Genomic DNA, 23,853 nt, shown 5'->3' with positions numbered 1-23,853 from the left:
GATATTTAAGATGATATTCAAATGGTCCCTCTAAGGTCCGTTGTCATCAGGTGAGAAGAATACTTGCCACGCAACAGAGAGGCCGGAAAGATGATCAGCACGAAGCGGGCAGTCGAAACGATCCATCAGCAGCAGGATGCACCGGAACTGAAGCCGCTTTACATGGAAGCGCTTACTCTGGTGGAAAGACTGCATCGCCGCCTGCTGGATGTGATCAAGGACGAATTCGATCGCTCGGGCCGTTCCGACGTCAACAGCATCCAGGCCCTGCTCCTGTTCAACATCGGCGACGCCGAGCTGACCGCCGGAGAGCTCCGCAGCCGCGGCTACTATCTCGGCTCCAACGTTTCCTACAATCTGAAGAAGCTGGTCGAGATGGGCTTCATCCATCACCAGCGTTCGCGGATGGATCGTCGCTCGGTGCGCGTCAGCCTGACGGAGAGCGGCCAGGAAATCGCCAGCATCGTCGCCGGCGTCTATGACCGCCACATGAAGTCGATCGAGCAGGTCGGCGGCATCGCCATCGACGATTTCCAGATGCTCAACCGCGCTCTGCAGCGTCTCGACCGCTTCTGGACCGACCAGATTCTCTATCGCCTCTGATCGGAGCGCGACCACCAAAAAAGCCCGGCATCCTCTGCCGGGTTTTTTGTTGCCCGGAAACCCGCGTCAAGGTTCCGGTAACCATGACGGTCCAGTATCATGCTGCATTGCGGCGCAGTCGGGTGCGACATGAAAGCGCCATACTGACGTGAAAACGGAACAGAGTGGATCTGACCCTTCGTCAGGCCGGATCTTCTGTGTATTACACCTCGGTTCCAGGGCTTCGGCCGGGGTTGCGGAATGGTCTCGTGGCCGGTCCGGGTTCAGGGTTCGCGGCGCGTTCTAGCCGCAGTTGAAAATTGGGGGCGGGCGATCTTCGTCGCGCTCCATCTATCAGCGAGCTTCTAGAAGTAGCGATATGAGCGGATCAAAGAAGACCTCCCACTTCCCGGCACTGGCCACGACGCGCCGCGGCGCGCTGCGGTCTATCGCCGGCGCCATGGCCGCGTCGGTCGCCCTGCCTCTTTCGGCTTTCGCCCAGGAAGTGGATCCGATCAATCAGGTGCTGCAGAGCCGCACCGGCGACTGGTCGGACGGTTTCGACGCCGCCTCGAGTGGCGCGGCTTCCGTCCGCACCTCGGCGCCCATCCTGTCGCCCGACACGGCACAGGCGGTCGAATACGCCATCCAGAGCTACACCGACATCGCCAACCGCGGGGGCTGGCCTGTCGTTCCCGGCGACAAGAAGCTGAGCCTCGGCCTCCGCGATCCGAATGTCGTGATCCTGCGCCAGCGCCTGACGGTGACCGGCGATCTCGCCGAAGGCGCCGGCAATTCGCAGACCTTCGATTCTTACGTTGATGCCGGCCTTCGCCGCTTCCAGGCCCGGCACGGCCTGCCGGCCGATGGCGTCGCCGGTCCGTCGACGATCAACATGATGAATGTCCCGGCTTCGACCCGGCTCGCCCAGCTGCAGACCAATCTGGTCCGCCTGCGCTCGATGTCGGGCTTCCTCGGCGACCGCTATGTCATGATCAACATCCCGGCCGCGGCGATCGAGGTCGTCGAGGGCGATCGCGTCGTCTCGCGCCATACCGCCGTCGTCGGCAAGGTCGATCGTCCGACCCCGGTGCTGGCCACCAAGATCTACCGCGTCAGCTTCAATCCGAACTGGACCGTGCCGGCTTCGATCATCCGCAAGGATCTGATTCCGCTGATGCAGAAGTCGCCGGACTACCTGACCAAGAAGCACATCCGCATCTACGACACGGCCGGCGTCGAAGTGCCGCCGGAATCGATCGACTGGAACACGGATCAGGCCACCAAGGGCTACCTGTTCCGCCAGGATCCGGGTGATTTCAATTCGCTCGGCACGGTGCGCATCTCGTTCCACAATGACGAGCAGGTTTACATGCACGACACGCCGCAGAAGGACATCTTCGGTCGCGAGCAGCGTTTCGATTCGTCGGGCTGCATCCGCGTCCAGAACGTCCGCCAGGTGATCGGCTGGCTGCTGCGCGACACGCCAGAGTTCCCGCGCGAGCGGATCGACCAGATCTTCAAGTCCGGTGAGCAGGTGCACGTCAATCCGAAGCCGGAAATTCCGCTTTACCTGCAATATATCAGCGCCTGGGCGATGGCCGACGGCGTGACCCATTTCCGCGATGATATCTACAATCGCGACGGCATCGGTCAGCTGGCGCTACAATAGGTCGCTGCTGCCCCGCAAACCCGTCGTTCCGGGCCGTTTGTCCGGAACGACAACCGTTAATTGAAGGGCCGATGAGGCCCTTTTTCTTGGCGTCTACCCCCACATATGGTACGTCGCCCGGGTTCCGGACGATCCGTCATTGGCTCGATCCGGCACCGACAACAGGATGGACAGCCCATGTCTTTGACGGATCGCGCCGACAGCCTTTCCTCGACTTCCGCCTTCTTCAACCAGAGCCTCGCTCAGGCTGATCCCGAGATTGCCGATGCCATCGGCAAGGAGCTCGGTCGTCAGCAGAATGAGATCGAGCTGATTGCTTCGGAGAACATCGTCTCGCGCGCCGTCCTGGAAGCGCAGGGTTCGGTGCTGACGAACAAGTATGCGGAGGGCTATCCGGGCAAGCGCTATTACGGCGGCTGCGAGTTCGTCGACATCGTCGAGACGCTCGCCATCGAGCGCGCCAAGAAGCTGTTCGACTGTCAATTCGTCAACGTCCAGCCGAATTCCGGCAGCCAGATGAATCAGGCTGTCTTCCTGGCGCTGCTGCAGCCGGGCGACACCTTCATGGGCCTCGATCTCGCAGCCGGTGGTCACCTGACACACGGCTCGCAGGTCAACATGTCGGGCAAGTGGTTCAAGGTGGCGCCTTATGGCGTGCGCCGCGAAGACCAGCTGCTCGACTATGAAGAGATCCAGCGGATCGCCGAAGAGACCAAGCCGAAGCTGATCATCGCCGGCGGCACCGCCTATTCCCGCATCTGGGATTTCAAGCGCTTCCGCGAGATCGCCGATTCGGTCGGCGCCTATCTGATGGTCGACATGGCGCATTTCGCCGGCCTGGTCGCCGGTGGCGCGCATCCGTCGCCGCTGCCGCATGCGCATGTCGTCACCTCGACGACGCACAAGTCGCTGCGCGGCCCGCGCGGCGGCATGATCATGACCAATGACGAGGCGATCGCCAAGAAGATCAACTCGGCCGTGTTCCCCGGCCTGCAGGGCGGCCCGCTGATGCATGTCATCGCCGCCAAGGCTGTCGCTTTCGCCGAGGCGCTGCGTCCGGACTTCAAGCTCTATGCGAACAACGTCGTCGAAAACGCTCGTGCGCTTGCGGAAACTCTGAAGGGCACCGGTTTCGACATCGTCTCCGGCGGCACCGACAACCACCTGATGCTGGTCGATCTGCGGCCGAAGCAGGTGAAGGGCAACGTGTCGGAGAAGGCCCTCGTCCGTGCCGGCCTGACCTGCAACAAGAACGGCATTCCCTACGATCCGGAGAAGCCGTTCGTCACGTCCGGCATCCGACTCGGCACACCGGCTGCGACGACCCGTGGCTTCGGCGTCGCCGAGTTCCAGGAAGTTGGCCGTCTGATCGCCGAAGTGCTCGGCGCGGTCTCGCAGTCGGAAGACGGCTCGGCTCCGCTGGTCGAGGCCTCGGTCAAGGAACGTGTCCACGCGCTGACGGCGCGCTTCCCGATTTATTCCTGATCGGAACATCCCATGCGTTGTCCCTATTGCGGCAGCGACGATACGCAGGTGAAGGACTCCCGCCCGTCGGAGGACAATACGTCCATCCGGCGGCGGCGGGTCTGTGCGGATTGTGGCGGTCGTTTCACGACCTTCGAGCGCATCCAGTTGCGCGAGCTGACCGTTGTGAAGAAGAGCGGGCGGCGTGTTCCCTTTGATCGGGACAAGCTGATGCGGTCGGTTCAAGTCGCGCTGCGCAAGCGGCCGGTCGATCCCGATCGCGTCGAGCGAATGATCAACGGCGTTGTCCGCCAGCTGGAGAGCAGTGGCGAAAGCGAGATCAACGCCGAGCAGATCGGCGTCTATGTCATGGAGGCCCTGAAGGGGCTCGATGACGTCGCTTACGTGCGCTTTGCGTCGGTCTATCGCAATTTCCGCGAAGCCAAGGATTTCTCGACCGTGCTTGACGAGCTTTCCGCTCAGGACGCGGCGGAGATCGTCACGCGCGATTAAGACTTGGCGCGTCGCTTCGGCGGCGCGCCAAACCAATCTGCGGGGGTACGGATGGCGACAGAGCGGACTGCGAGCGCCGATCCCGAGATGGACCGCCGGCTGATGGCCGTCGCGCTTCGCCTCGGGCGGCGCAATCTGGGTTCCACCGCGCCGGCTCCGGCCGTCGGCACGCTGATCGTCGGCTTCGAGGCTGACGTCCCCGTCATTCTCGGTCGCGGCCTTACCGGCGTCGGCGGCAGCCCGCATGCCGAGATCGCCGCCCTGGCGGCGACCGGTGCTGAAGCCCGTGGCTCGACCGTCTATACCACCATGGAACCGTCGCCCGATCCCGTCGATGGCGTCTCCGATGTCGAGGCCCTGATCCAGGCCGGCGTTGCGCGGGTCGTTACCGCGATGGAGAACCCCAACCCGCGCCTGGTCGGACGCGGCCATGCGCAGCTGCGCGACGCCGGCATCTCGGTCACCACGGGCATGCTTGCCGACGAGGCGAGGCGGCTGCATGCCGGCTATATCTCTGTCCTTGCCGCCGGGCGGCCCCATGTCACGTTGAAGCTCGCCGTCTCCGCCGACGGCATGATCGGCCGCGTGGCAGGCGAGCGCATGCTGGTATCTGGCCGCGAGGCTTTCGCGCGCCTGCAGACCATGCGCATTGAGGCCGACGCCACGCTGATCGGCATTGGAACCGCGCAGGTTGATGATCCGAGCCTCACCGTTCGTGTGCCGGGCCTGCGGGCCCATTCGCCCATCCGCATCGTGCTCGACACGCAGGCGCGATTGTCGCCGTCCTCCTCGCTGGTCAAGGGAGCCGCCGACACGCCGCTTTGGCTGGTCACGAGTTCCGAGGCGCCGATCGCCAACCGCGAGAGGCTTCTCGCCGCCGGCGTCGACGTCCTGCCAGTCGGCACGGGGTCGGGCGGCGTTGATATCGAAGCGGCGCTGCGCCTGCTCGCCGAGCGCGGAGTGACGCGGCTGCTTGTCGAAGGCGGCGCCAAGGTGTCCGCCTCCCTGCTGCATCGCGGTTTGCTCGACGAGGTCGTACTGTTCCATGCGCCGGTTGTTGTCGGCCCGGATGGCGTGCGCGCGCTCGCCGGCGGCGCCTTGTCGGCGATCGAGCGCAGCCCGCGGTTCCGCCGCGTCGAGGAAGCGCGTCTCGGCGAGGATCGCATGGTTCGTTACGAAAGGTCAGTCTGAGCATGTTCACGGGCATCATCACCGACGTCGGCAAGGTCACGGCGGTGGAGCGTCGCAACGACGTCAACAAGATCACCATCGACAGCAGCTATGACGCCGAGACGATTGCCATCGGCGCATCGATCGCCTGCGCTGGCGTCTGCCTGACGGTGATCGCTATCGACGGCCGGACGGACGGCCGTACCCGCTTCGATGTCGAGGCGGCGCCGGAAACCCTGGCCTTGACGGAAGTCGGCCACTGGGAGGCCGGCACGGCGATCAATCTCGAGCGCGCGCTCAAGATCGGCGACGAGCTCGGCGGCCACATGGTCTCCGGCCATGTCGACGGCCTGGCGACCATCGTCAGCCGCGAGGACCTCGGCGAGACGACACGCTTTGTGTTCGAGGCGCCGACGAATCTGGCGCGCTTCATCGCGACCAAGGGCTCGGTCGCGCTCGACGGCACATCGCTGACGGTCAATTGGGTGGAGGGCGACCGTTTCTCGGTCCTGCTCATTCCCCACACGCTGGCAAGCGACGTCACCACCTGGGGCGCGCGGCAGGCCGGCGACCGCGTCCATCTCGAGGTCGACCAGATGGCGCGCTATGTGGCACGGCTGACCGAAGCCGGGTAAGCTGCCACCGTCCGCTTGGCTGGCGTTCGGCACGTTCTGTCGGGGATGTCGCGCATGCGATCCGGCTGGCAGGGACGGACGCTGGCTGCGGCGTTCTTTTCCCTTTACAGCGCATGGGGCCGCATGGTTCACCTGCCGCCCAATCCTATCCGGGTGACCGGTTAAAGAGAGAGCTTCAACATGAGCGAATCGGCCCCCCATCTCCTCGTCATCGATGCCCGTTTCTACGAGGACATTTCGGACGAGCTGTTCAACGGCGCCAAGGCTGCCATCGAAGCCGCCGGAGCGACCTTCGAGCGCATTTCGGTTCCCGGCGTTCTGGAGATTCCGGCCGCGCTCTCGATGGCACTGGCCGCGATGGACGAAGACGAGGTCAACTATGACGGCTTCGTCGTGCTCGGCTGCGTGATCCGCGGCGAGACCTCGCACTATGACATCGTCGCCAATGAATCGGCCCGCGCCATCATGGACATGGCCGTGATCGAGTCGCTGGCGATCGGCAATGGCATCCTGACCGTCGAGAACGATGCCCAGGCCTATGCGCGCGCTCGCGTCGGCGAGAAGAACAAGGGCGGTTCGGCTGCCGAGGCCGCGCTAGCCATGGTCGCCCTTCGCAACAAATTCGGTCTGTGATGATGACGGCTGCTGACAAATCCCCGCCGACGGCGCGGACATTCAGGCCGGCGAACCAGCGGGGCGCCGCCCGGCTGGCGGCCGTCCAGGCGCTGTATCAGCTGGATGTCGGCGGCGCGTCGCTGACCGAGGTGGTGGCCGAGTTCGAGAACTACCGGCTCGGCAAGGAAGTCGATGGCGATCAGTATCGCGATGCCGATGCCGCCTTCTTCCGCGACATCATCGCCGGGGTCGTGCGCGAACAGCGCAATCTTGATCCGGCGATCCATGTCTCGCTGACGCCGGACTGGCCGCTGAAGCGGATCGACGTGACGCTGCGCGCCATCCTGCGCTGCGGCACCTACGAGCTGATGGGCCGCAAGGACGTACCGGCCCGTGTCGTCATCACCGAGTATGTCGACATTGCGAGCGCGTTCTTCGGCGTCGGCGACGAGCCGCGCATGGTCAATGGCGTCCTCGATACCGTCGCCCGCAAGCTGCGCGGCGAAGAGTTCGATGCTTCGTCCAGCAACAAGGGCTGAGCATGCCGGAGCAGAGTGGACGACCCGGCGAGTTCGGGATGATCGCCCGCTATCTCCGACCGCTGGCGGATGAGCCGGGCGCGTTCGGCCTGACCGACGACGCGGCGCTGCTGTCGCCTGATCCTGGCTTCGACCTCGTCCTCACCAAGGACATGGTCGCAGCCGGCGTTCATTTCTTCGCCGAGGATCCGCCGGCCTCGATCGCCAGGAAGGCGCTGCGCGTCAATCTCTCGGATCTTGCCGCCAAGGGCGCCGCGCCGATTGGCTATCTGCTCGGCCTCGCGTTGCCTGCCGACTGGACGGAGGACTGGATGGCCGGTTTCTCCGCCGGTCTCGCGGAGGACCAGCAGCGCTACGGCATTCCGCTGCTCGGCGGCGACACGGTCAAATCCCCCGACGGGCTTATGCTCTCGGTGACCGCGCTCGGCCAGGTGCCGGCCGGTGGCATCGTCCGCAGGGCTGGCGCCCAGCCGGGCGACATCATTGTCGTGTCCGGGACCATCGGCGACGCGGCGCTCGGCCTGCGGCTGCGTCTCGGCAGCCTCGACAAGGAGCTGGCGGGCGAGGGAGCGACGCATCTGCTCGATCGCTACCTGCACCCGCAGCCCCGGCTCGGCCTTGCCGAGGCGGTGCGCCAGTTCGCCAACGCTTCGCTCGACATTTCCGACGGGCTGATCGGCGATCTCGGACACGTGACGCGCACTTCCGGTTTTTCGGCGGTAGTCGACGCGGCCCGAATTCCACTGTCCGAGGCCGCGCGCGCCCTGATGGCGGTCGATCCGACCGTGCTGACCACCATCCTCACCGGTGGCGACGACTACGAGATCCTGACGACCATGCCGGAAGCGCGGTTCGCGGCCTATCAAGCGGCGGCGGCGCGGGCCGGAATTCCGGTCACGGCGATCGGGCGTATCGTCGAAGGGCAGGGCGCCCCGGTCGTTCTGGACCGCAAGGGCGATCCGATTTCTCTCGCCCGCGCCTCGCACGATCATTTCTGATCGCCGTTCGGATTTCTGCTAGACGATTTTTCCTCGACGTTTGCGCCGCCGATTCCGGCAAGGGTGCGGGAGAGCGATCGTGGACGCACAGGTTTCCGACAATCTCGATCGGCAGGTCCGGCGCAACGCCGCGGTGTTGATGGCTGCCAACGCCATCAACAGCTCGATCCTGCCGATCGCCGTGACGCTGGGCGGCCTGGCCGGCGCCCACCTGCTCGGCCCCGACAAGTCGCTGGCGACCCTCCCGGTGACCGCTTCGACCATCGGTTCGGCGCTGACGACCATTCCGGCCGCCATCCTGATGAGCCGGATCGGTCGCCGGAAGGGCTTCGTCGTTGGCGCGGCACCGGCGATCTTCGGCGGTCTGCTCGCTACCGTTGCCCTGCTGCAGGGAACCTTCTGGCTGTTCGCGGCGGCGTTGTTCCTGATCGGCATGTCGGGCGCCTTCAACCAGCAATACCGCTTCGCGGCGATCGATGCCGGCAGCCCGCCGGTGCGCACCAAGGCGATGTCTCTGGTCATGGCGGGCGGGATATTCTCCGGCATCATCGGGCCGCAGACCGTCATCTTCACCAACGACCTCCTGAGCCCGATCGCCTTCGCAGGCAGCTTCCTGGCGGCGGCCGGGCTCGGCGTCGTCGGGCTGCTGATCGCCAGCGCCATCCGCGATCTGGCGCCGCCGCGGCCGCGCCACAGCGAGGCGGAAGGGCCGAAAGGCCGGCCGCTCGGCGTGATCGCGCGCCAGCCGCGCTTCATCGCCGCCGTGCTGTGCGGGATCTCGGCCTATGCCCTGATGACCTTGGTCATGACGGCGGCGCCGCTGGCGATGATCGGCTGCGGCCTGACCCAGAGCGACGCGGCGCTCGGCATCCAGTGGCATGTGCTGGCCATGTTCGGGCCGAGCTTTTTCACAGGCAGGCTGATCGTCCGATTCGGCAAGGAACGAATCGTCATTGCCGGTCTCGCGCTTCTGACCGCCTGCGCCATCGTCGGCATGTCCGGTCTTTCGTTGGCGCATTTCTGGATCACGCTGGTCCTGCTCGGTCTCGGCTGGAACCTAGGCTTCATCGGCGCGACGGCGATGCTGGCCGATACCTACCGGCCGGAAGAGCGGGGCAGGGTGCAGGGTCTGAACGATTTCCTCGTCTTAGGAACGGCGGCGATCGCGTCGCTGCTCTCTGGCAAGCTGATCGGCGGACCCGGTTGGACCTTCATCAACATGATCGTCTTTCCGGTCGTCATAATCAGCCTCGCGGCCCTTGCCTGGTCCGCTCTGCTCCGCAAGCGGGCGGTTCAGGAGAAGACTTGACCGCACCGTAAAGCCGTTCTCAACTCTCCTTTACGGGGGGAAAAGCTGGGAGGAACGTTGCTCTTTCCCGCCGCACGGTTCAGCCGGCGCGGCGTCTTCGGATGGCCGTAACAAAAGGCCGGCCAGAGGAGGAAAGTGGACGTGATCTATCTCATTATTCTATGTGCGTTGCTTGCGCTCGCCTATGGCGTATGGGCGACGCGGTCGGTCCTCGCGGCCGACGCCGGCTCCGCCCGCATGCAGGAAATCGCGGCGGCGGTCCGGGAAGGCGCAAGCGCCTATCTCAAGCGGCAGTACACCACCATTGCCATTGTCGGCGTGGTCATCTTCGTCATCGTTGCCTGGCTTCTGTCCCTGACGGTTGCGATCGGCTTTGCGATCGGCGCTGTCCTCTCCGGCCTTGCCGGCTTCATCGGCATGAACGTTTCCGTTCGCGCCAATGTCCGCACCGCACAGGCCGCCACCAAGAGCCTCGGCGAGGGGCTAGAGATCGCCTTCAAGTCCGGCGCGATCACCGGCATGCTGGTCGCCGGCCTCGCGCTGCTGGGGGTCGCCGGCTACTACCTGATCCTGACCGGTTTCGCCGGCTACACGCCGGATGACCGGGTCGTCGTCAACGCGCTCGTCGCGCTCGGCTTCGGCGCTTCGCTGATCTCGATCTTTGCCCGCCTCGGCGGCGGCATCTTCACCAAGGGTGCGGATGTCGGCGGCGATCTGGTCGGCAAAGTCGAGGCCGGCATTCCGGAGGACGATCCGCGCAATCCGGCCACCATCGCCGACAATGTCGGCGACAATGTCGGCGATTGCGCCGGCATGGCGGCCGACCTGTTCGAGACCTACGTCGTGACGGTTGTGGCGACGATGGTGCTGGCGGCGATCTTCTTCGCGGCTTCGCCTGCTTTCGGCAGCATCATCCTCTATCCGCTCGGCATCGGCGCCGCCTGTATCCTGACCTCGATCGCCGGCACCTTCTTCGTCAAGCTCGGCGCCAACCAGTCGATCATGGGGGCGCTCTACAAGGGCTTCATCGCCTCGGCGCTGTTCTCCGTCGTTGGCCTTGCCGTCGCGACGCAGCTTCTGATCGGCTGGGGCGAGATCGGCACCGCGGCGGGCTTCACCATCACGGGCACCAACCTCTTCCTGTGCGGCCTGATCGGGCTTGTGGTGACCGGACTGATCGTCTGGATCACCGAATACTACACCGGCATCGGCTATCGACCCGTCAGGTCGATCTCCGAGGCTTCCGTCACCGGCCACGGCACCAACGTCATCCAGGGCCTCGCCGTCTCGCTGGAATCGACGGCGCTGCCGACCCTCGTCATCGTCGCCGGCATCATCTCGACCTATGCGCTCGCCGGCCTGTTCGGCACGGCGGTGGCCGTCTCGACCATGCTCGGCCTCGCCGGCATGGTGGTGGCGCTCGACGCCTTCGGCCCGGTCACCGACAATGCCGGCGGCATTGCCGAAATGGCCGGATTGCCGAAGGAAGTGCGCAAGTCGACCGACGCGCTCGACGCGGTGGGCAACACGACCAAGGCGGTCACAAAGGGCTATGCGATCGGCTCCGCCGGTCTCGGCGCCCTCGTGCTGTTCGCCGCCTACAACTACGATCTGACCCACTTCATCGCCGAGGCGAACAAGGAAGGCTCGACGACGTTCCAGTATTTCAAGGGCGTCGTTCCGGACTTTACGCTCTCCAACCCCTATGTCGTGGTCGGATTGCTGCTGGGCGGTCTCATTCCCTATCTCTTCGGCGGCATCACCATGACCGCCGTCGGTCGCGCCGCCGGCTCGATTGTCGAGGAGGTCCGCCGGCAGTTCCGCGAAAAGCCTGGCATCATGGCGGGGACGGAGAAGCCGGACTACGGCCGCGCCGTCGACATCCTGACCAAGGCGGCGATCAAGGAAATGGTCGTTCCGTCGCTGCTGCCGGTCCTGGCACCGATCGTCGTCTACTTCCTGATCTACTGGATCGCCGGCAAGAGCGAAGCCTTCTCGACCGTGGGCGCCATGTTGCTCGGCGTGATCGTGACGGGTCTCTTCGTCGCCATCTCGATGACCTCGGGCGGCGGCGCGTGGGACAATGCGAAGAAATCCTTCGAGGACGGCTTCGTCGATTCGCACGGCCAGACCCACTACAAGGGCTCGGACGCGCACAAGGCGTCGGTGACGGGCGACACCGTCGGCGACCCCTACAAGGACACGGCCGGACCGGCTGTCAATCCGGCGATCAAGATCACCAACATCGTCGCGCTGCTGCTGCTCGCCGTTCTGGCGCAGTAGTCAGCTTCAAACGCTACTCAAGAAAAAGGCCCTCTCCGCGACGCGGGGAGGGCCTTTCCGTATGCAGTGTTGAGGCGATCGCTACGGATTAGCCGCCGAACGGGTTGCTGCCCATGCCGACGGTTCCGGTCAAGACCTGCTCCAGGAAGCCCTGGTCCTTGCCGCTCGTCGGCGTCGTCTGGGTGACGTAATCGAAGATCTTGCCGTCCTGGATGCCGTAATTGGCGACCCGGTCGACTTCGTTCTTCTTGTTGAAATAGACCGCCAGGATCTTCTGGTCGACGACCTTGCGATTCATGAAGGCAACCGGCCGCTTCCGGGTCTGGCTGATGTAGTAATACACTTCGCCGTCATACTCGGCCGTGGTCGACGGCGATCCCAGAACGATCTGGACCTGCTCGCGACTCGCGCCGACCGGAACCTGTTCGACGGCGTTGGGCGGCGGCACATAGCCCGAATGATAGGTTTCGTTCAGGCCGCCGAGACCACCGACCCCGCCGGTAACCCGGGAGCAGCCTGCGACGGAAACCAATGCGAGCGCGGCCAGCATGCCGACACTGGCGCGCCGAACGATTGGGCTGCATGCCAAGCGTCGATCTCTCATGCCGAACTCCATTCCATTCTCCTCGCCCAGTCACTGGGTTGGCATTCTCCCTAGCGTGCGCTAGGGCTCGTGGCAATCGTCCTTGCAAGGACAGCGAGCGGCACCATCTCAGGGCAAGAGAGCGCTGTCTCCATGCCCGTGCCGACCAACGCAATCTGGAGACTGGTTGAATGTTTCGCCGCCTGTTCACTCGTAATCGCAGGAACGAGGCCATAGCATATTCGCTTTACGGCGCCATCGTGGCACAGGCGCGCCAACCGGCGCTCTATACCGAGTTCAGCGTTCCGGACACGCTCGACGGCCGTTTCGACATGATCGTGCTGCACGGTTTCCTGCTGTTTCATCGCCTGAAGTCGGAGAATGAGAGCGATCGCCAGGTCGGTCAGGACGTCTTCGACATCTTCCTGAAGGACATGGACGGCACGCTGCGCGAAATGGGTGTCGGCGATATCTCGGTCCCGAAGAAGCTGAAGAAGATGGCCGAGGCGTTCTTCGGCCGCATCCGCGCCTATGACGAGGCGCTGGAGAGCGGCGATCGCGCCGCGCTCGGCGATGCGATCGAGCGCAACGTATTTCCGGATGGCGCGCCGGAAGGCGCCGCGGCCCGGATCGCCGACTATGCCGATTCGTCGGTCAAGTCGCTCGCGGCCCAACCGCTCGCGACGCTGCTGACCGGCGATCTCGCCTATTCCCCCCTTCCATCCCCGCCGGCGGCAGCATGATGACCGAAACCCCTTTCACCCGTACCTTCGACGTCTCGCATCTCGGCAACGCGCCGCAGAAGCAGCAGGTCGTCGCCGACGCCGCCGAGCGGGCGGCGCTGCAGCAGCAGTTCGAGCTTCTCGCTCTCGACACCTTCGAGGCGGATCTCGTCATCGCGCCCTGGGGCCAGCTCGGCGTCAAGGTGGACGGACGCCTGCGTGCTGATCTGGTCCAGGCCTGCGTAGTTACGCTGCAGCCGGTTCCGTCGCATATGGACCACCGCTTCTCGCTGAGCTTCCTTCCCGCCGATGCGATCGCCGCCGATCCGAAGACCGTCGCCGAGGCCGAAGTGATCGTCATCTATGACGAGGAGGATCCGCCGGAGCCGCTCGAAGGCAACTCGATCGACCTGGGGCCGATCCTGGCAGAGCAGTTCGCCCTGGCGCTCGATCCCTATCCGCGCGCGCCTGGTGCGACGCTCGTCAACGACGGGGACGAGGACGTTGATAACGGCGCCTCGCCATTTGCGGCGCTATCGAAACTGCGCGACAAATGATAGCGAAAGGCCATGAATCGGCCACACGGTCATCAGAAGGGTGTTGTTTCACCGGCCGAAACAGTTATTTTCCAGCGCCGTCGTCGCCGGGCCTTCGCTCAGAGCGGCCGCGTCGAACAGGGGCGGAATGGTTCAAGCGATAAAGATAGCGATCGACGCGATGGGCGGCGACAACGGCCCCGCGACAGTGCTCGCGGGTGCCGATATTGCCCTCGTCCGTCGCCCCGAGCTGCGCTACCAGCTCTTTGGCGAGGAGAAGGCGGTTCTTCCGCTTCTTGAGTCCTACCCGCGGGTCAAGGCCGTCTCGACCTTCACCCATTGCGACGTCACCGTTCAGATGGACGACAAACCCAGCCAGGCGCTCCGCAAGGGCCGCTGGAAGTCGTCGATGTGGCGTGCGCTGGAAGCCGTGAAGAAGGGCGAGGCGGACGCCGCGCTTTCTGCCGGCAACACCGGCGCGCTGATGGCAATGTCGAAGTTCTGCCTGCGCACCATGGCGGGCATCGAGCGTCCCGCACTGGCGGCGATCTGGCCGACGCTGCGCGGCGAGAGCATCGTCCTCGATGTCGGCGCGACCATCAACGCGGATGCCCAGCAGCTGATCGACTTCGCCATGTTGGGCGGCGCGATGGCACGGGCGATCCTGGATATCGAGAAGCCGACCGTCGGCCTGCTCAATATCGGCGTCGAGGAGATGAAGGGTCTCGAGGAGGTCCGCGTCGCCGGACAGCTCCTGCGTGAGGCCGATCTCAAGCATCTGCGCTACATGGGCTTCGTCGAGGGTGACGATATCGGCAAGGGCACGGTCGACGTCGTCGTCACGGAAGCCTTCGCCGGCAACATCGCGCTCAAGACCGCCGAAGGCACGGCGCGCCAGATCTCGACGCATCTGCGCGATGCGATGAGCCGGACGCTGATGGGCAAGATCGGCTATCTGTTCGCCAAGGGCGCCTTCCAGCAACTGCGCCAGAAGCTCGATCCGCGCGCCTCGAACGGCGCCGTGCTGCTCGGTCTGAACGGCATTGTGATCAAGAGCCATGGCGGCACGGACGGCGTCGGCTTCGCCAACGCCATCGAAGTCGGCTACAGCATGTCCAGGAACGACTTCCTGTCCAAGATCAATCAGGATCTCACCGACTATCACCGCGCCGGTTTCGCGCGGGGCGTCGCCGAGATCGTCGATGAAGGTGTGATGTGAGTTTCATCCGTTCGGTCGTCCTCGGTTGTGGAAGCTACCTGCCCGAGAAGACCCTGACCAACGCCCAGCTGTCGGAAATGGTGGAAACCTCCGACGACTGGATCGTCCAGCGCACCGGTATCCGTGAGCGGCACATCGCCGCCGAAGGCGAGCTGACCTCCGATCTGGCGACCGCCGCCGCCAAGCTGGCGCTGGCGGATGCCGGGCTCTCCATCGGCGAGATCGACATGATCATCGTCGCGACGGCCACTCCGGATGACACGTTTCCGGCGACCGCCGTCACCGTCCAGCGCAAGCTCGGCATGGAGCACGGCGCGGCGTTCGACATGCAGGCCGTCTGTTCCGGCTTCGTCTTTGCCCTGTCGACGGCGGATGCGTTCATCCGCGCCAGCCAGGCGAAGCGCATCCTGGTCATCGGCGCCGAGACCTTCTCGCGCATCCTCGACTGGACCGATCGCACCACCTGCGTGCTGTTCGGCGACGGCGCCGGCGCCGTCATTCTCGGCGCCTCCGTCCAGGACGGGACCCGCGAGGATCGCGGCGTCCTAACGACGCATCTGCGTTCTGACGGTCGCCACCGCGAGAAGCTCTATGTCGATGGCGGGCCTTCCTCGACGGGCACGGTCGGTCACCTGCGCATGGAGGGCCGCGAAGTCTTCAAGCATGCGGTCGGCATGATCACCGACGTGATCGAGGACGCGTTCCGCGCTACTGGCTACGAGGCGAAGGACGTCGACTGGTTCGTGCCGCATCAGGCCAATCTGCGCATCATCGACGGCAGCGCCAAGAAGCTCGGCATCGAGAGCGACAAGGTCGTGCGCACCGTTTCGCTGCACGGCAACACGTCCGCCGCGTCGATTCCGCTCGCCCTTTCCGTCGCGCGCGACGACGGGCGGATCAAACGGGGCGATCTCGTCCTGCTCGAAGCCATGGGCGGCGGGTTCACCTGGGGCTCCGTCCTGCTGCGCTGGTAGGAATACGTCAGAGATACCCGCGTCTTAGGATCAAGGACGTTGACCGGTCCCCGGTCTGGCAATAGGCTTGCCGAAGGGGAAGTGACGTTGGGTCGCCAAGCAGAACATCGGGAAACGAGGCCATGTCAGGCAAGACGGTGACGCGCGCCGACCTTTGTGAGGCGGTGTATCAGAAAGTCGGCCTTTCGCGGACGGAATCCGCGGATCTGGTCGAACTGGTTCTCGATGAGATCAGTGCGTGCATTGTCAGGGGCGAATCTGTCAAACTATCGTCATTCGGGTCGTTTCTCGTCCGCTCCAAGGGAGAGCGGGTCGGGCGCAATCCGAAGACGGGCGAAGAGGTTCCCATCGCACCGCGCCGCGTGATGGTCTTCAAGCCCAGCAATGTCCTCAAGCAGAGGATCAATGGCTCTCTCGTCCCGAACGGGCATGACACATCCGAGGACGAGTGATTACCGCAGCCGGACGAAGCGGGCGCCAGAGCGTGAGAGTTGATGTCCAAGGGTCCTGATGCCTTCCGGACGATCAGTGAGGTGGCCGAGGAACTCGACCTGCCACAGCATGTCCTGCGGTTCTGGGAGACCCGGTTCACACAGATCAAGCCGATGAAGCGGGGGGGCGGGAGACGCTATTACCGCCCCGATGACGTCGACCTGTTGCGTGGTATCCGGCGGTTGCTCTATGGCGAAGGCTATACGATCAAGGGTGTACAGCGGATCCTGAAGGAACAGGGGCCGCGCCATGTCATCGGCGCCGGCCAGGGCATGGGCCTCGACCCCGCTCCCGAAGGTGACGAGCCCGACGATTACGGCGACGACATCGCCCAGGATTTCGATTCCGATCAGGATGGCGGCGACTTCGACGACGCCCCGCAGGACGACGGGGACAGGGGCGGGCGCCGCGAACCGGTATTTTCGCGCGACGACCTCGACGCTGGCCGTCACGCGGCGGCGCCGTCCGTGCGCGCGCCCGCCGACCGGCCGCAACAGGCCTATCATGGTGGTCGTGTCGAACCGTCGCCGGGCCCCTCGCGGATCCCGGCTGCGCCGCCGGATCTCCAGTCTTCCGCCGATGACTATCGACCGCCGGTGACGGCCGACTTGCCGCGGCCGCCGGATCGCGGGCCGGAACCGGTCCGGCATGATTCGCCCTATGCGCCCGGTGCGTCGGCACGGCGTGATTCGGCGGCATCGCATCCCGTCGATTCCGAATGGGACGACCCGGAGCAGGTGTCTGAAGACGCCGGCATGTCGCATCCGGCGAACCGACCAGCAGCCGCAGGGGGCGGCCTATCGATGTCGAGATCCGATCGCGAGCAGTTGCAGGCGACGCTGATGGAACTGCTCGAATGCAAGCGCATCCTCGATAACGTGCGCTAGCCCGTCAGGAGCTGAACTCCTCCGGCGCGAATGCGCACTCGTCGAAGGCGAAGGACGTCGCCGACGAGGGGTGCCAGCCGTATGGACGGCGCTTTTCCCGCAGGACGACGTTGTTTCGGCTCAATCCACTGAAATGAGCGTCGCATCCTTCGGCTTCGACCAGATTGCCGGTGACAAGTCCGATCGAACCATGCTACCAGCGGCGCATCGGCAGTCGACCCCATCGACGCCGCTGCGGTTTCGACCGCTCCGGAGGCAAGCCTCTGGAAGGAAATGCGGATTTGGATCCGCTGGTGACGGAGCGTAGCGCAGCCTGGTAGCGCACTTGTCTGGGGGACAAGGGGTCGCAGGTTCAAATCCTGCCGTTCCGACCAACACCTACTTCTCTTTTTCAAGCGACAGACGAGAGACAACAGAGTTCGCGGAACTCTGTCCTTTAACTGACCGATCATCCGTGCTGTCTTCCGGCATCGACTACGGTCGTTGTGACGCAGCTGCCTCGCGCCATCCCATTCCTTCGTCTCCAATTAGCTGGATGGCTGCCGCGCATGGCGCACGTTGTCACTCTTGGCGATGGCATTTGGGGTGTGGGGGCATGGATGGTGTCGCGTGAACCCGCAACAGCCTGAGACGCGATCTCAAACTCCGCCGGATGGCATGGCATGGGGCAGAGCGGCGCGCCATGCACGCGAACCATAGTGTCCGCGAATCGCTGGGCCTTGCGCGCTGAACCGGAGCGCCCGTCGACAACCAGGGCAGGGTGTCGACGGGCTACAATCAGCCGTCGGCAAGGAGCCTATCGCGATTGCTTCGCAATGGTTGCATCAACTTGGATATGCGTCAATAAGATGTAGTGCGCCGGTGATGCTGAGACCGGAGCGTCACCTGTCTTCGGCAGGAACCGGCAGCCGCACTGCCGGAGGGCGGGTCTTCGCGCGACTGGGCCGCGGCCAGATCGTCGGCGCACGCGGTGGCTCGGACGAAGCATCCATCTTGTGCAGATGCCGGAAAGGGCGTCATCAGCACTGTCTGGGCCGTCGGTGTGCCATTCCGCGTCGTCCGGGCCATGTCTTGGTGCTACGCGGGCCCGGATTGGGCCCGGTTGACGACTTTCCAGGCTGCGGTGACAACGTTCGAGCCGAAACGCGAAATCATGCGCACGTTTGATCCGTCGCTGAAACAACTTGTGACAGCGTCAGCGCTTTCCTATGCTGCATCATATTTCAGTCAGAATCGTGGATTATGAAGTTCATCATGTCTTTGATGATCTCTTTATCGAGTTTGAGGCGCTCCGGGAAAACGCGTGATTTGTCCGGATGTGGATCCATGCCGAACTGAAAACCGCGCAGTTCCCTCCACTCCGGACTCCAAATCGTCGATTTGCGGCCAATACGTCGTGTCTCGTTGACGACACGCATCCGGAGCCTTTCATGTCTGGACTGTTTTCTTCCCTGATCTGCGAAACCTGCGAGAGAATCTCGCCACGGTCCGCCATACGCTGCGTTTGGTGCGCCAGCCCTGTAAGGGCTCGGGACGCCGATTCGCATCGGCAGCCGCCGCGCGAAGCGCAATGCGGAGGCGTGCTCTGATGGACGAACTCATCCTGGAGCGTCCTACGCTGCGGCGTGCCGTCCTCGAGCCCGGGGACACCTACCAGCAGTTTGGTGCCTTGCCATGGCGACGGGACAAGAAGGGCGATGTCCGGATCCTTCTCGTCACCTCGCGCGAGCGCGGGCGCTGGCTATGCCCGAAGGGCTGGATCGTCGAGGGTCGCACGGCGGCGGAAAGCGCGGCGCAGGAGGCTTTCGAGGAGGCTGGCGTCTTTGGCGACATCGGCGCGCTGGCGCTCGGCTCCTATGGCTATGAGAAGATCCTGCGCGACCAGTCCTCCGTCGACTGCCGGGTGACGATGTATGGCCTGCGGGTGCGCGGTACGCTGTTGCAGTGGCGCGAACGCGGCGAGCGCAAGCGTCGCTGGTGCGGGCTGCACGAGGCCATCGACCTGGTCTCCGACGGCGGCCTCGGGGATCTGCTGCGCGAGATCGCCGTCGACGACCGCATTCTTGAAAGCCGCGGCGCGGATCGCTCGCGCTAGTCTCTGGCGCGGATCGCGCGGTCCGCTAGTTGCGGCCGCCAATCAACTGGCCGGCGCGCGCGACGACACCGGCGGATGCCGTGAAGGACAGCCGGCCATTGACATAGACCTGCTCGATGCCGATCGAGCGCCGCAGCGGCTGGTCATAGGTCGCTTGATCGAGGATCGTCGCCGGATTGAATACGACGAGGTCGGCGTAGGCGCCGGCCTCGATCCGCCCACGCCCTTCGAGCTTGAACACCTTGGCCGGCAAGCCGGTCATCTTGTGGATCGCCGTCTCGATCGGGAACAGCTTCTGGTCGCGTGCATAGTGGCCGATGACGCGCGGAAACGTGCCCCAGAGACGTGGGTGCGGATGCTGATCGTGTGGCAGCCCGTCCGAGCCGATCATCGCCAGCTTTGAGCTCATCACCCGCCGGACATCCGCCTCGTCCATCTGGAAGTAGATCGCGCCGGCCGGCTGCAGGCGGCGTGCCGCTTCGTGAATATCGACTTCCCATTCCCCAGCGATATCAACCAGGTCCCGCGCCTCCATCTCCGGATGCGGCCGCGACCAGGCGATCATGATCCGATAGGTGTCGGTGACGAGATCGGCCCGCAGATTGGTCGAGCCCGCGGCATAGGGGTAGACGTCGACATTGACCGGATGGTGCGACGCCGCGGCCTCGATCTTCGGCAGCGTCTGCAGCGTGCGGCCCCAATTGTGGACGCCCGCGCATTTGTGGTGCGAGATGACGAGCGGGATGCCGGCGGCCGTCGCCGTTGTCACCGTCTCGTCGATGCTGTCGAGCACATGTTCGAACTCGTCGCGCATATGGGTGGCATAGACGCCGCCATGCTGGGCGAATCGTCCGGCGACGCGGGTGACCTCGTCGATGTCGGCGGCGGCGTTCGTCGGATAGAACAGGCCGCTCGAGAGACCGATGGCGCCATGCGCCATCGCCTCGTCGGCATGCGCCTGCATGGCGGCGATCTCGTTCGGCGACGCCTTTTCGCCGATGTCGCGCATGGTGGCGAGGCGCAGCGCCGAATGGCCGATCAATGCCGCGATGTTGACTGCCGGGACCGCCCGGGAGATCGCCGCGGCATAGGCGGCGAAATTGGGAAATTCATAAGCGCTGGCGTCGCCGAGCAGGTTCATTGGCGGCGGCGGGCTGTCGCCGAAGGTCACCGGCGCCAGCGAGATGCCGCAATTGCCGACGACGACCGAGGTGACGCCCTGGCTGATCTTGGGCAGCATGTCCGGCGCGTCCAGCACGATGCGGTCGTCATGGGTATGCGCGTCGATGAAGCCCGGCGCGACCGCCAACAGCCCGCCGAGATCCTGCTCCCGCTCGCCGCTTCCGGGCGCGATCGTGCCGCGCACGCCGACGGCGGTGATCCGGTCGCCTGTTAGGGCAACATCGCCCGGATAGGGCGCTCCGCCGGCGCCGTCATAGATCTGGGCGTTGCGGAGGACGAGGTCGTGTGCCGGACGCATCATGGGCCTATTCGTGCGGGTGGGTGGTTCGGGCCAGCGGGGTGGGGTCGGTCGACGGGGTCGGAATGGCGATGCCGATGCTGGCGACCGTGTAGCGAACGCGGCGGAGCGCCTCGCGGCCCTTGCTGCCGAGCTTGACGGCGACGCCGGCGGCGATCGTGTCGATGACGGCCATGTGGGCGTAGCGTGACGGCGTTGGCAGTAGAACGTTCTCGTCCTCGGCGATCGCGCTCGGGATCAGCACCGAGGCGGCGCCGGCCAGGGGCGTATCCGGCCTGGTCAGCGCCACCGTGGTCGCGCCGAACGAGCCGGCGATCTCCACCGCCTCGACGACGGCGCGCGAATGGCCGCTGTTCGAAATGGCGAAGACGGCGTCGCCGGGCTGCAGGGTCGCGGCCGACATCCGCATCTGGTGGCTGTCCATATAGGCCGATACGGGAATTCCGAGCCGGAACAGGCGCAGCTTGGCGTCCTCGATCAGGGCGGCCGAGCCGCCGCCCTGGCCGTAAATGTCGATGCGGCGAGCCTTGGCGAAGGCGGCGATCGCCGCGCCGACCGCGCCCGTGTCGAGCTGGTCGAGCGTCTCGCGGACCGTGGTGGCGGCGCGCATCATGATGGTCTGGGCGAGCTGCCCGACATCGTCGCTGAACACCCGGTCGGAGCGCAGGTAGACGGCAGCGACCGTCAGGGTCGTCGCGAGGCCGATCTTGAACTCGTTGAAGGAGGAGCATCCGACCGAGCGGCAGAACCGCGTCACGGTCGGCTGGCTGACGCCGGCCTTGGCGGCGAGATCGGCGATCGTCAGCCGGGTGGCCGCCTCGAAATCCTGGCGAACGACTTCCGCGACGCGGCGCTCGGCGGGGGATAGCTCGGATTCGACGCGTTCGATCCGCGAGACGATGTCGATCGCGGCCGTGGTTCCGGAGCTGGGTCGCTTGTTCATTGGCGATGTCTTCTCCGAAGGAATGGTTGCCCGCGCCGGTTGCCTGCGATCGCTTCGCGGGTGCCGACCAGCCCGGAAATACCGCGAAACGATCGTTCGATCCGCGAGGTTGAGAAATTGAATTACACGTTTTCGCGGGATCGGCAAGTGTTCGGAAAGGTGGCGTCAGGCGGGTCCGGGTGGTCGGAAATCGCAGGAACGGGGCAGTATTTCGTACGATCAATGACGGAAAGCAAGGATTTCTGAGCTGGATCGGAAGTCCCAAGCGGGCTTCGATTCACTCTTGCGGAGTTCGAAATTCTGTAACATGATTTCAGCAATGAGCCGCTCACAAGGGCGGACGGGAACAATGCCGCCAGATGAGCCCCAAGGGCCGCTGGCCGGCTTCAGGGAAGATGGAGGGCGCTAGCTTGAACGCTATCGGAGCTCTTGGGTTGTCGCGTGTGGACGCGGCGGCTCCGGCCAAAATGGTCGTCGAGGGAGCGAGTAAATTCTACCAGGCCCGCAGCGGCGTGGTGCATGCGCTCGACAACGTCTCGCTCGAGGTGAGGGAAGGCGAGTTCCTCTGCATTCTCGGTCCGTCGGGCTGCGGCAAGTCCACCTTGCTGTGGTCGATGGCCGGCCTGCACGGCCTCAGCGGGGGCCGGATCCGTCTCGGCCAGGAGCCGATCGTCAAGCCGCATCCGGAGATCGCCATGATCTTCCAGGAAGCGAACCTTCTGCCCTGGCGCAATCTCGAAAAGAACATCGAGCTGCCCTTCGAGCTGAAGAAGATCGCGCCCGACAAGGCCCGCATCAAGGCGCTGCTGGAGCGTGTCGGCCTCAAGGGTTTCGAGACCAAGATGCCGCGCGAGCTTTCCGGCGGCATGCAGCAGCGCGCCTCGATCGTGCGCAGCCTGGCGGTCAATCCTTCGGTGCTGCTGATGGACGAGCCATTCGGCGCGCTCGACGCCTTCACGCGCGACGAGATGAACCTGCTCATCCAGGAAATCTGGATGGAGACCCGCAAGACGATCATCTTCATCACCCATTCGATCGTCGAGGCGCTCTTCCTCGCCGACCGCATCGTCGTGATGTCGGCGCGGCCGGGCCGCATCCAGGAGATCATTGACGTCGACCTGCCGCGTCCGCGCGGCGTCGAAGTACAGTCGACGCCCGAGTTCATCGAGCGCGCCAATGCCATCAAGGCCATGATCGACCACCGCCGGGCCTGACGGTCGCAGTCAAAGTTCAAGGATAGTGCAAGTGGACAGCCAACTTCGCGACCAGATCCCGACCTTCGGCGCCAAGCAGGATACAGCCGGCGGCGCCGGCCTCTCGGGTGGGTTTTCCGCCCTGGCGTCGGGCGGCGGGCGCAGCGCCTTCGAGACCTTCATCATCATTCTCGTCGCCGTCGTCATCATCGGCGGTTCGGAGCTCCTGCTCGGCATCTTCCAGGTGCCGCAATACATCATGCCGAAGCCGAGCCAGATCGGCGCCGCGCTGATCACGGAGTGGCCATTCATCTGGCCGCATCTGGTGGTGACGATCTGCGAGCTGCTGATCGGCTTTGCCATTGGCGCCTCGATCGGCTTCGTGCTTGCGGCGGTGATCACCCAGTTTCCCTTTGCCGAGAAGATCGTCACGCCCTACATCCTGCTGCTGGTGACGACGCCGATGCTGGCCCTGGTGCCGCTGCTCGTGCTGCGCTTCGGCTTCGGCTGGGAGCCGCGCATCATCGCGGTGGCGCTCGCTTCCGGGCCGATGGTGATGATCAACTCGGCGACCGGCTTCCGCCGCGTCGATCTCGCCAAGATCGCGCTCGCCCGCTCCTTCGGCGCCTCGACCTTCCAGATCTTCACCAAGATCCGCATTCCGATGGCGATGCCGATGATCATCGTCGGCCTGATGGTCGGATCGATCTTCGGCCTGCTGACCACGGTTGGCGCCGAGATGGTGGGCGGCGCGGAAGGTCTCGGCAATCGCCTCAACTACTATTCGTCGATGATCCGGATGCCGCAATTCTTCGCGGTCATCACACTGCTCGCGATTATCGGCATCTCGATCTACGTCTTCTTCTTCTGGGTCGGAAAGAAATGGGCCAATTGGGAAGCCTGAACCCGACCAATGCCTGACAGAAACGAGGGAACTGCAATGACGGGA

The 23,853-nt window shown here is 64.7% G+C and carries 23 protein-coding genes, 1 tRNA gene and 1 pseudogene; 21 read left to right on the top strand and 4 right to left on the bottom strand.

Annotated features, from left to right (window positions below; genetic code table 11):
- Positions 1–90: 90 nt before the first annotated feature.
- The 11 genes from ldtR to G342_RS0103850 all read left to right on the top strand — a co-directional run bounded on the left by ldtR (position 91) and on the right by G342_RS0103850 (position 11,780).
- Positions 91–603 carry a transcriptional regulator LdtR gene (gene ldtR / locus G342_RS0103900; protein WP_018181795.1) on the top strand — a complete coding sequence of 171 codons (513 nt, stop codon included), beginning with the start codon at positions 91–93 and terminating at the stop codon, positions 601–603.
- A 358-nt stretch (positions 604–961) separates the two neighbouring features.
- On the top strand, positions 962–2,254 hold the full coding sequence (locus G342_RS0103895) for a L,D-transpeptidase family protein (RefSeq protein ID WP_018181794.1): 1,293 nt from the start codon (positions 962–964) through the stop codon (positions 2,252–2,254).
- Positions 2,255–2,431: 177 nt separating this feature from the next.
- Positions 2,432–3,739 carry a serine hydroxymethyltransferase gene (gene glyA / locus G342_RS0103890; RefSeq protein WP_018181793.1) on the top strand — a complete coding sequence of 436 codons (1,308 nt, stop codon included), beginning with the start codon at positions 2,432–2,434 and terminating at the stop codon, positions 3,737–3,739.
- 12 nt (positions 3,740–3,751) lie between these two features.
- Entirely contained in the window at positions 3,752–4,231 is a 480-nt protein-coding gene (gene nrdR / locus G342_RS0103885) for a transcriptional regulator NrdR (protein WP_018181792.1), read from the top strand.
- 51 nt (positions 4,232–4,282) lie between these two features.
- Positions 4,283–5,422, top strand: a complete 1,140-nt coding sequence (ribD, locus tag G342_RS0103880; protein WP_026304094.1) for a bifunctional diaminohydroxyphosphoribosylaminopyrimidine deaminase/5-amino-6-(5-phosphoribosylamino)uracil reductase RibD — start codon at positions 4,283–4,285, stop codon at positions 5,420–5,422.
- Positions 5,423–5,424: 2 nt separating this feature from the next.
- The gene (locus tag G342_RS0103875; RefSeq protein ID WP_018181790.1) at positions 5,425–6,036 is read left to right on the top strand and encodes a riboflavin synthase; all 612 of its coding nucleotides are present in this window, start codon (positions 5,425–5,427) and stop codon (positions 6,034–6,036) included.
- 180 nt (positions 6,037–6,216) lie between these two features.
- Entirely contained in the window at positions 6,217–6,669 is a 453-nt protein-coding gene (gene ribH, locus G342_RS0103870; protein ID WP_018181789.1) for a 6,7-dimethyl-8-ribityllumazine synthase, read from the top strand.
- Positions 6,669–7,190 (top strand): transcription antitermination factor NusB, encoded by a 522-nt coding sequence (nusB, locus tag G342_RS0103865; RefSeq protein ID WP_018181788.1) that lies wholly within the window; start codon positions 6,669–6,671, stop codon positions 7,188–7,190. The genes ribH and nusB overlap by 1 nt, the downstream gene beginning before the upstream one ends.
- Positions 7,191–7,192: 2 nt before the next feature.
- Entirely contained in the window at positions 7,193–8,188 is a 996-nt protein-coding gene (thiL, locus tag G342_RS0103860) for a thiamine-phosphate kinase (protein ID WP_026304092.1), read from the top strand.
- Positions 8,189–8,267: 79 nt separating this feature from the next.
- On the top strand, positions 8,268–9,497 hold the full coding sequence (locus G342_RS0103855) for an MFS transporter (protein ID WP_018181786.1): 1,230 nt from the start codon (positions 8,268–8,270) through the stop codon (positions 9,495–9,497).
- Positions 9,498–9,632: 135 nt separating this feature from the next.
- Positions 9,633–11,780 (top strand): sodium-translocating pyrophosphatase, encoded by a 2,148-nt coding sequence (locus G342_RS0103850; protein WP_026304091.1) that lies wholly within the window; start codon positions 9,633–9,635, stop codon positions 11,778–11,780.
- Positions 11,781–11,868: 88 nt separating this feature from the next.
- Here G342_RS0103850 and G342_RS0103845 read toward each other — a convergent pair whose 3' ends face one another.
- Positions 11,869–12,384, bottom strand: coding sequence for an outer membrane protein assembly factor BamE (locus G342_RS0103845; RefSeq protein ID WP_051094110.1), 516 nt, complete (start codon positions 12,382–12,384; stop codon positions 11,869–11,871).
- A gap of 170 nt (positions 12,385–12,554) precedes the next feature.
- Between G342_RS0103845 and G342_RS0103840 the strand changes: the two genes are divergently transcribed.
- The 7 genes and pseudogenes from G342_RS0103840 (at position 12,555) to G342_RS0103810 (ending at position 17,567) form a co-directional block, all read left to right on the top strand.
- Positions 12,555–13,106 (top strand): ubiquinol-cytochrome C chaperone family protein, encoded by a 552-nt coding sequence (locus G342_RS0103840; protein ID WP_018181783.1) that lies wholly within the window; start codon positions 12,555–12,557, stop codon positions 13,104–13,106.
- On the top strand, positions 13,103–13,642 hold the full coding sequence (locus G342_RS0103835) for a YceD family protein (protein WP_040878132.1): 540 nt from the start codon (positions 13,103–13,105) through the stop codon (positions 13,640–13,642). The genes G342_RS0103840 and G342_RS0103835 overlap by 4 nt, the downstream gene beginning before the upstream one ends.
- A gap of 127 nt (positions 13,643–13,769) precedes the next feature.
- The gene (gene plsX, locus G342_RS0103830; protein WP_040878131.1) at positions 13,770–14,840 is read left to right on the top strand and encodes a phosphate acyltransferase PlsX; all 1,071 of its coding nucleotides are present in this window, start codon (positions 13,770–13,772) and stop codon (positions 14,838–14,840) included.
- Entirely contained in the window at positions 14,837–15,814 is a 978-nt protein-coding gene (locus tag G342_RS0103825; protein ID WP_018181780.1) for a beta-ketoacyl-ACP synthase III, read from the top strand. Before plsX ends, G342_RS0103825 begins: the two co-directional genes overlap by 4 nt.
- Positions 15,815–15,936: 122 nt before the next feature.
- The gene (locus G342_RS0103820) at positions 15,937–16,266 is read left to right on the top strand and encodes an integration host factor subunit alpha (RefSeq protein ID WP_018181779.1); all 330 of its coding nucleotides are present in this window, start codon (positions 15,937–15,939) and stop codon (positions 16,264–16,266) included.
- 42 nt (positions 16,267–16,308) lie between these two features.
- Positions 16,309–16,563 (top strand): annotated as a pseudogene (locus G342_RS23185) (MerR family transcriptional regulator); the annotation flags it as partial.
- A gap of 927 nt (positions 16,564–17,490) precedes the next feature.
- Positions 17,491–17,567, top strand: a tRNA-Pro gene (locus G342_RS0103810).
- 849 nt (positions 17,568–18,416) lie between these two features.
- On the opposite strand, the gene G342_RS0103805 is transcribed toward G342_RS0103810, so the two are convergent.
- Entirely contained in the window at positions 18,417–18,611 is a 195-nt protein-coding gene (locus G342_RS0103805; protein WP_018181777.1) for a hypothetical protein, read from the bottom strand.
- A gap of 170 nt (positions 18,612–18,781) precedes the next feature.
- Between G342_RS0103805 and G342_RS0103800 the strand changes: the two genes are divergently transcribed.
- Positions 18,782–19,288 carry an NUDIX hydrolase gene (locus G342_RS0103800; protein ID WP_018181776.1) on the top strand — a complete coding sequence of 169 codons (507 nt, stop codon included), beginning with the start codon at positions 18,782–18,784 and terminating at the stop codon, positions 19,286–19,288.
- A gap of 25 nt (positions 19,289–19,313) precedes the next feature.
- Here the strand turns inward: G342_RS0103800 and G342_RS0103795 are convergent, their stop codons facing one another.
- Positions 19,314–20,771 carry an N-acyl-D-amino-acid deacylase family protein gene (locus tag G342_RS0103795; RefSeq protein ID WP_018181775.1) on the bottom strand — a complete coding sequence of 486 codons (1,458 nt, stop codon included), beginning with the start codon at positions 20,769–20,771 and terminating at the stop codon, positions 19,314–19,316.
- 4 nt (positions 20,772–20,775) lie between these two features.
- On the bottom strand, positions 20,776–21,711 hold the full coding sequence (locus tag G342_RS23180; RefSeq protein ID WP_018181774.1) for a MurR/RpiR family transcriptional regulator: 936 nt from the start codon (positions 21,709–21,711) through the stop codon (positions 20,776–20,778).
- A gap of 443 nt (positions 21,712–22,154) precedes the next feature.
- Here G342_RS23180 and G342_RS0103785 point away from each other — a divergent pair, with 443 nt between their 5' ends.
- Together G342_RS0103785 and G342_RS0103780 are read left to right on the top strand one after the other, a co-directional pair.
- A complete protein-coding gene (locus G342_RS0103785) occupies positions 22,155–22,925 on the top strand; it encodes an ABC transporter ATP-binding protein (RefSeq protein WP_245557214.1) in 771 nt (256 codons plus the stop codon).
- Between the two features lie 31 nt (positions 22,926–22,956).
- Positions 22,957–23,808: an ABC transporter permease gene (locus G342_RS0103780; RefSeq protein WP_018181772.1), complete on the top strand. Its 852-nt coding sequence runs from the start codon at positions 22,957–22,959 to the stop codon at positions 23,806–23,808.
- Positions 23,809–23,853: the final 45 nt, after the last annotated feature.

The sequence above is a fragment of the Kaistia granuli DSM 23481 genome, assembly GCF_000380505.1.
In the GTDB taxonomy this organism is placed as follows: domain Bacteria; phylum Pseudomonadota; class Alphaproteobacteria; order Rhizobiales; family Kaistiaceae; genus Kaistia; species Kaistia granuli.
Note: the sequence above shows the minus strand (reverse complement) of the source record. Positions and strands in the feature narration are given on the sequence as shown.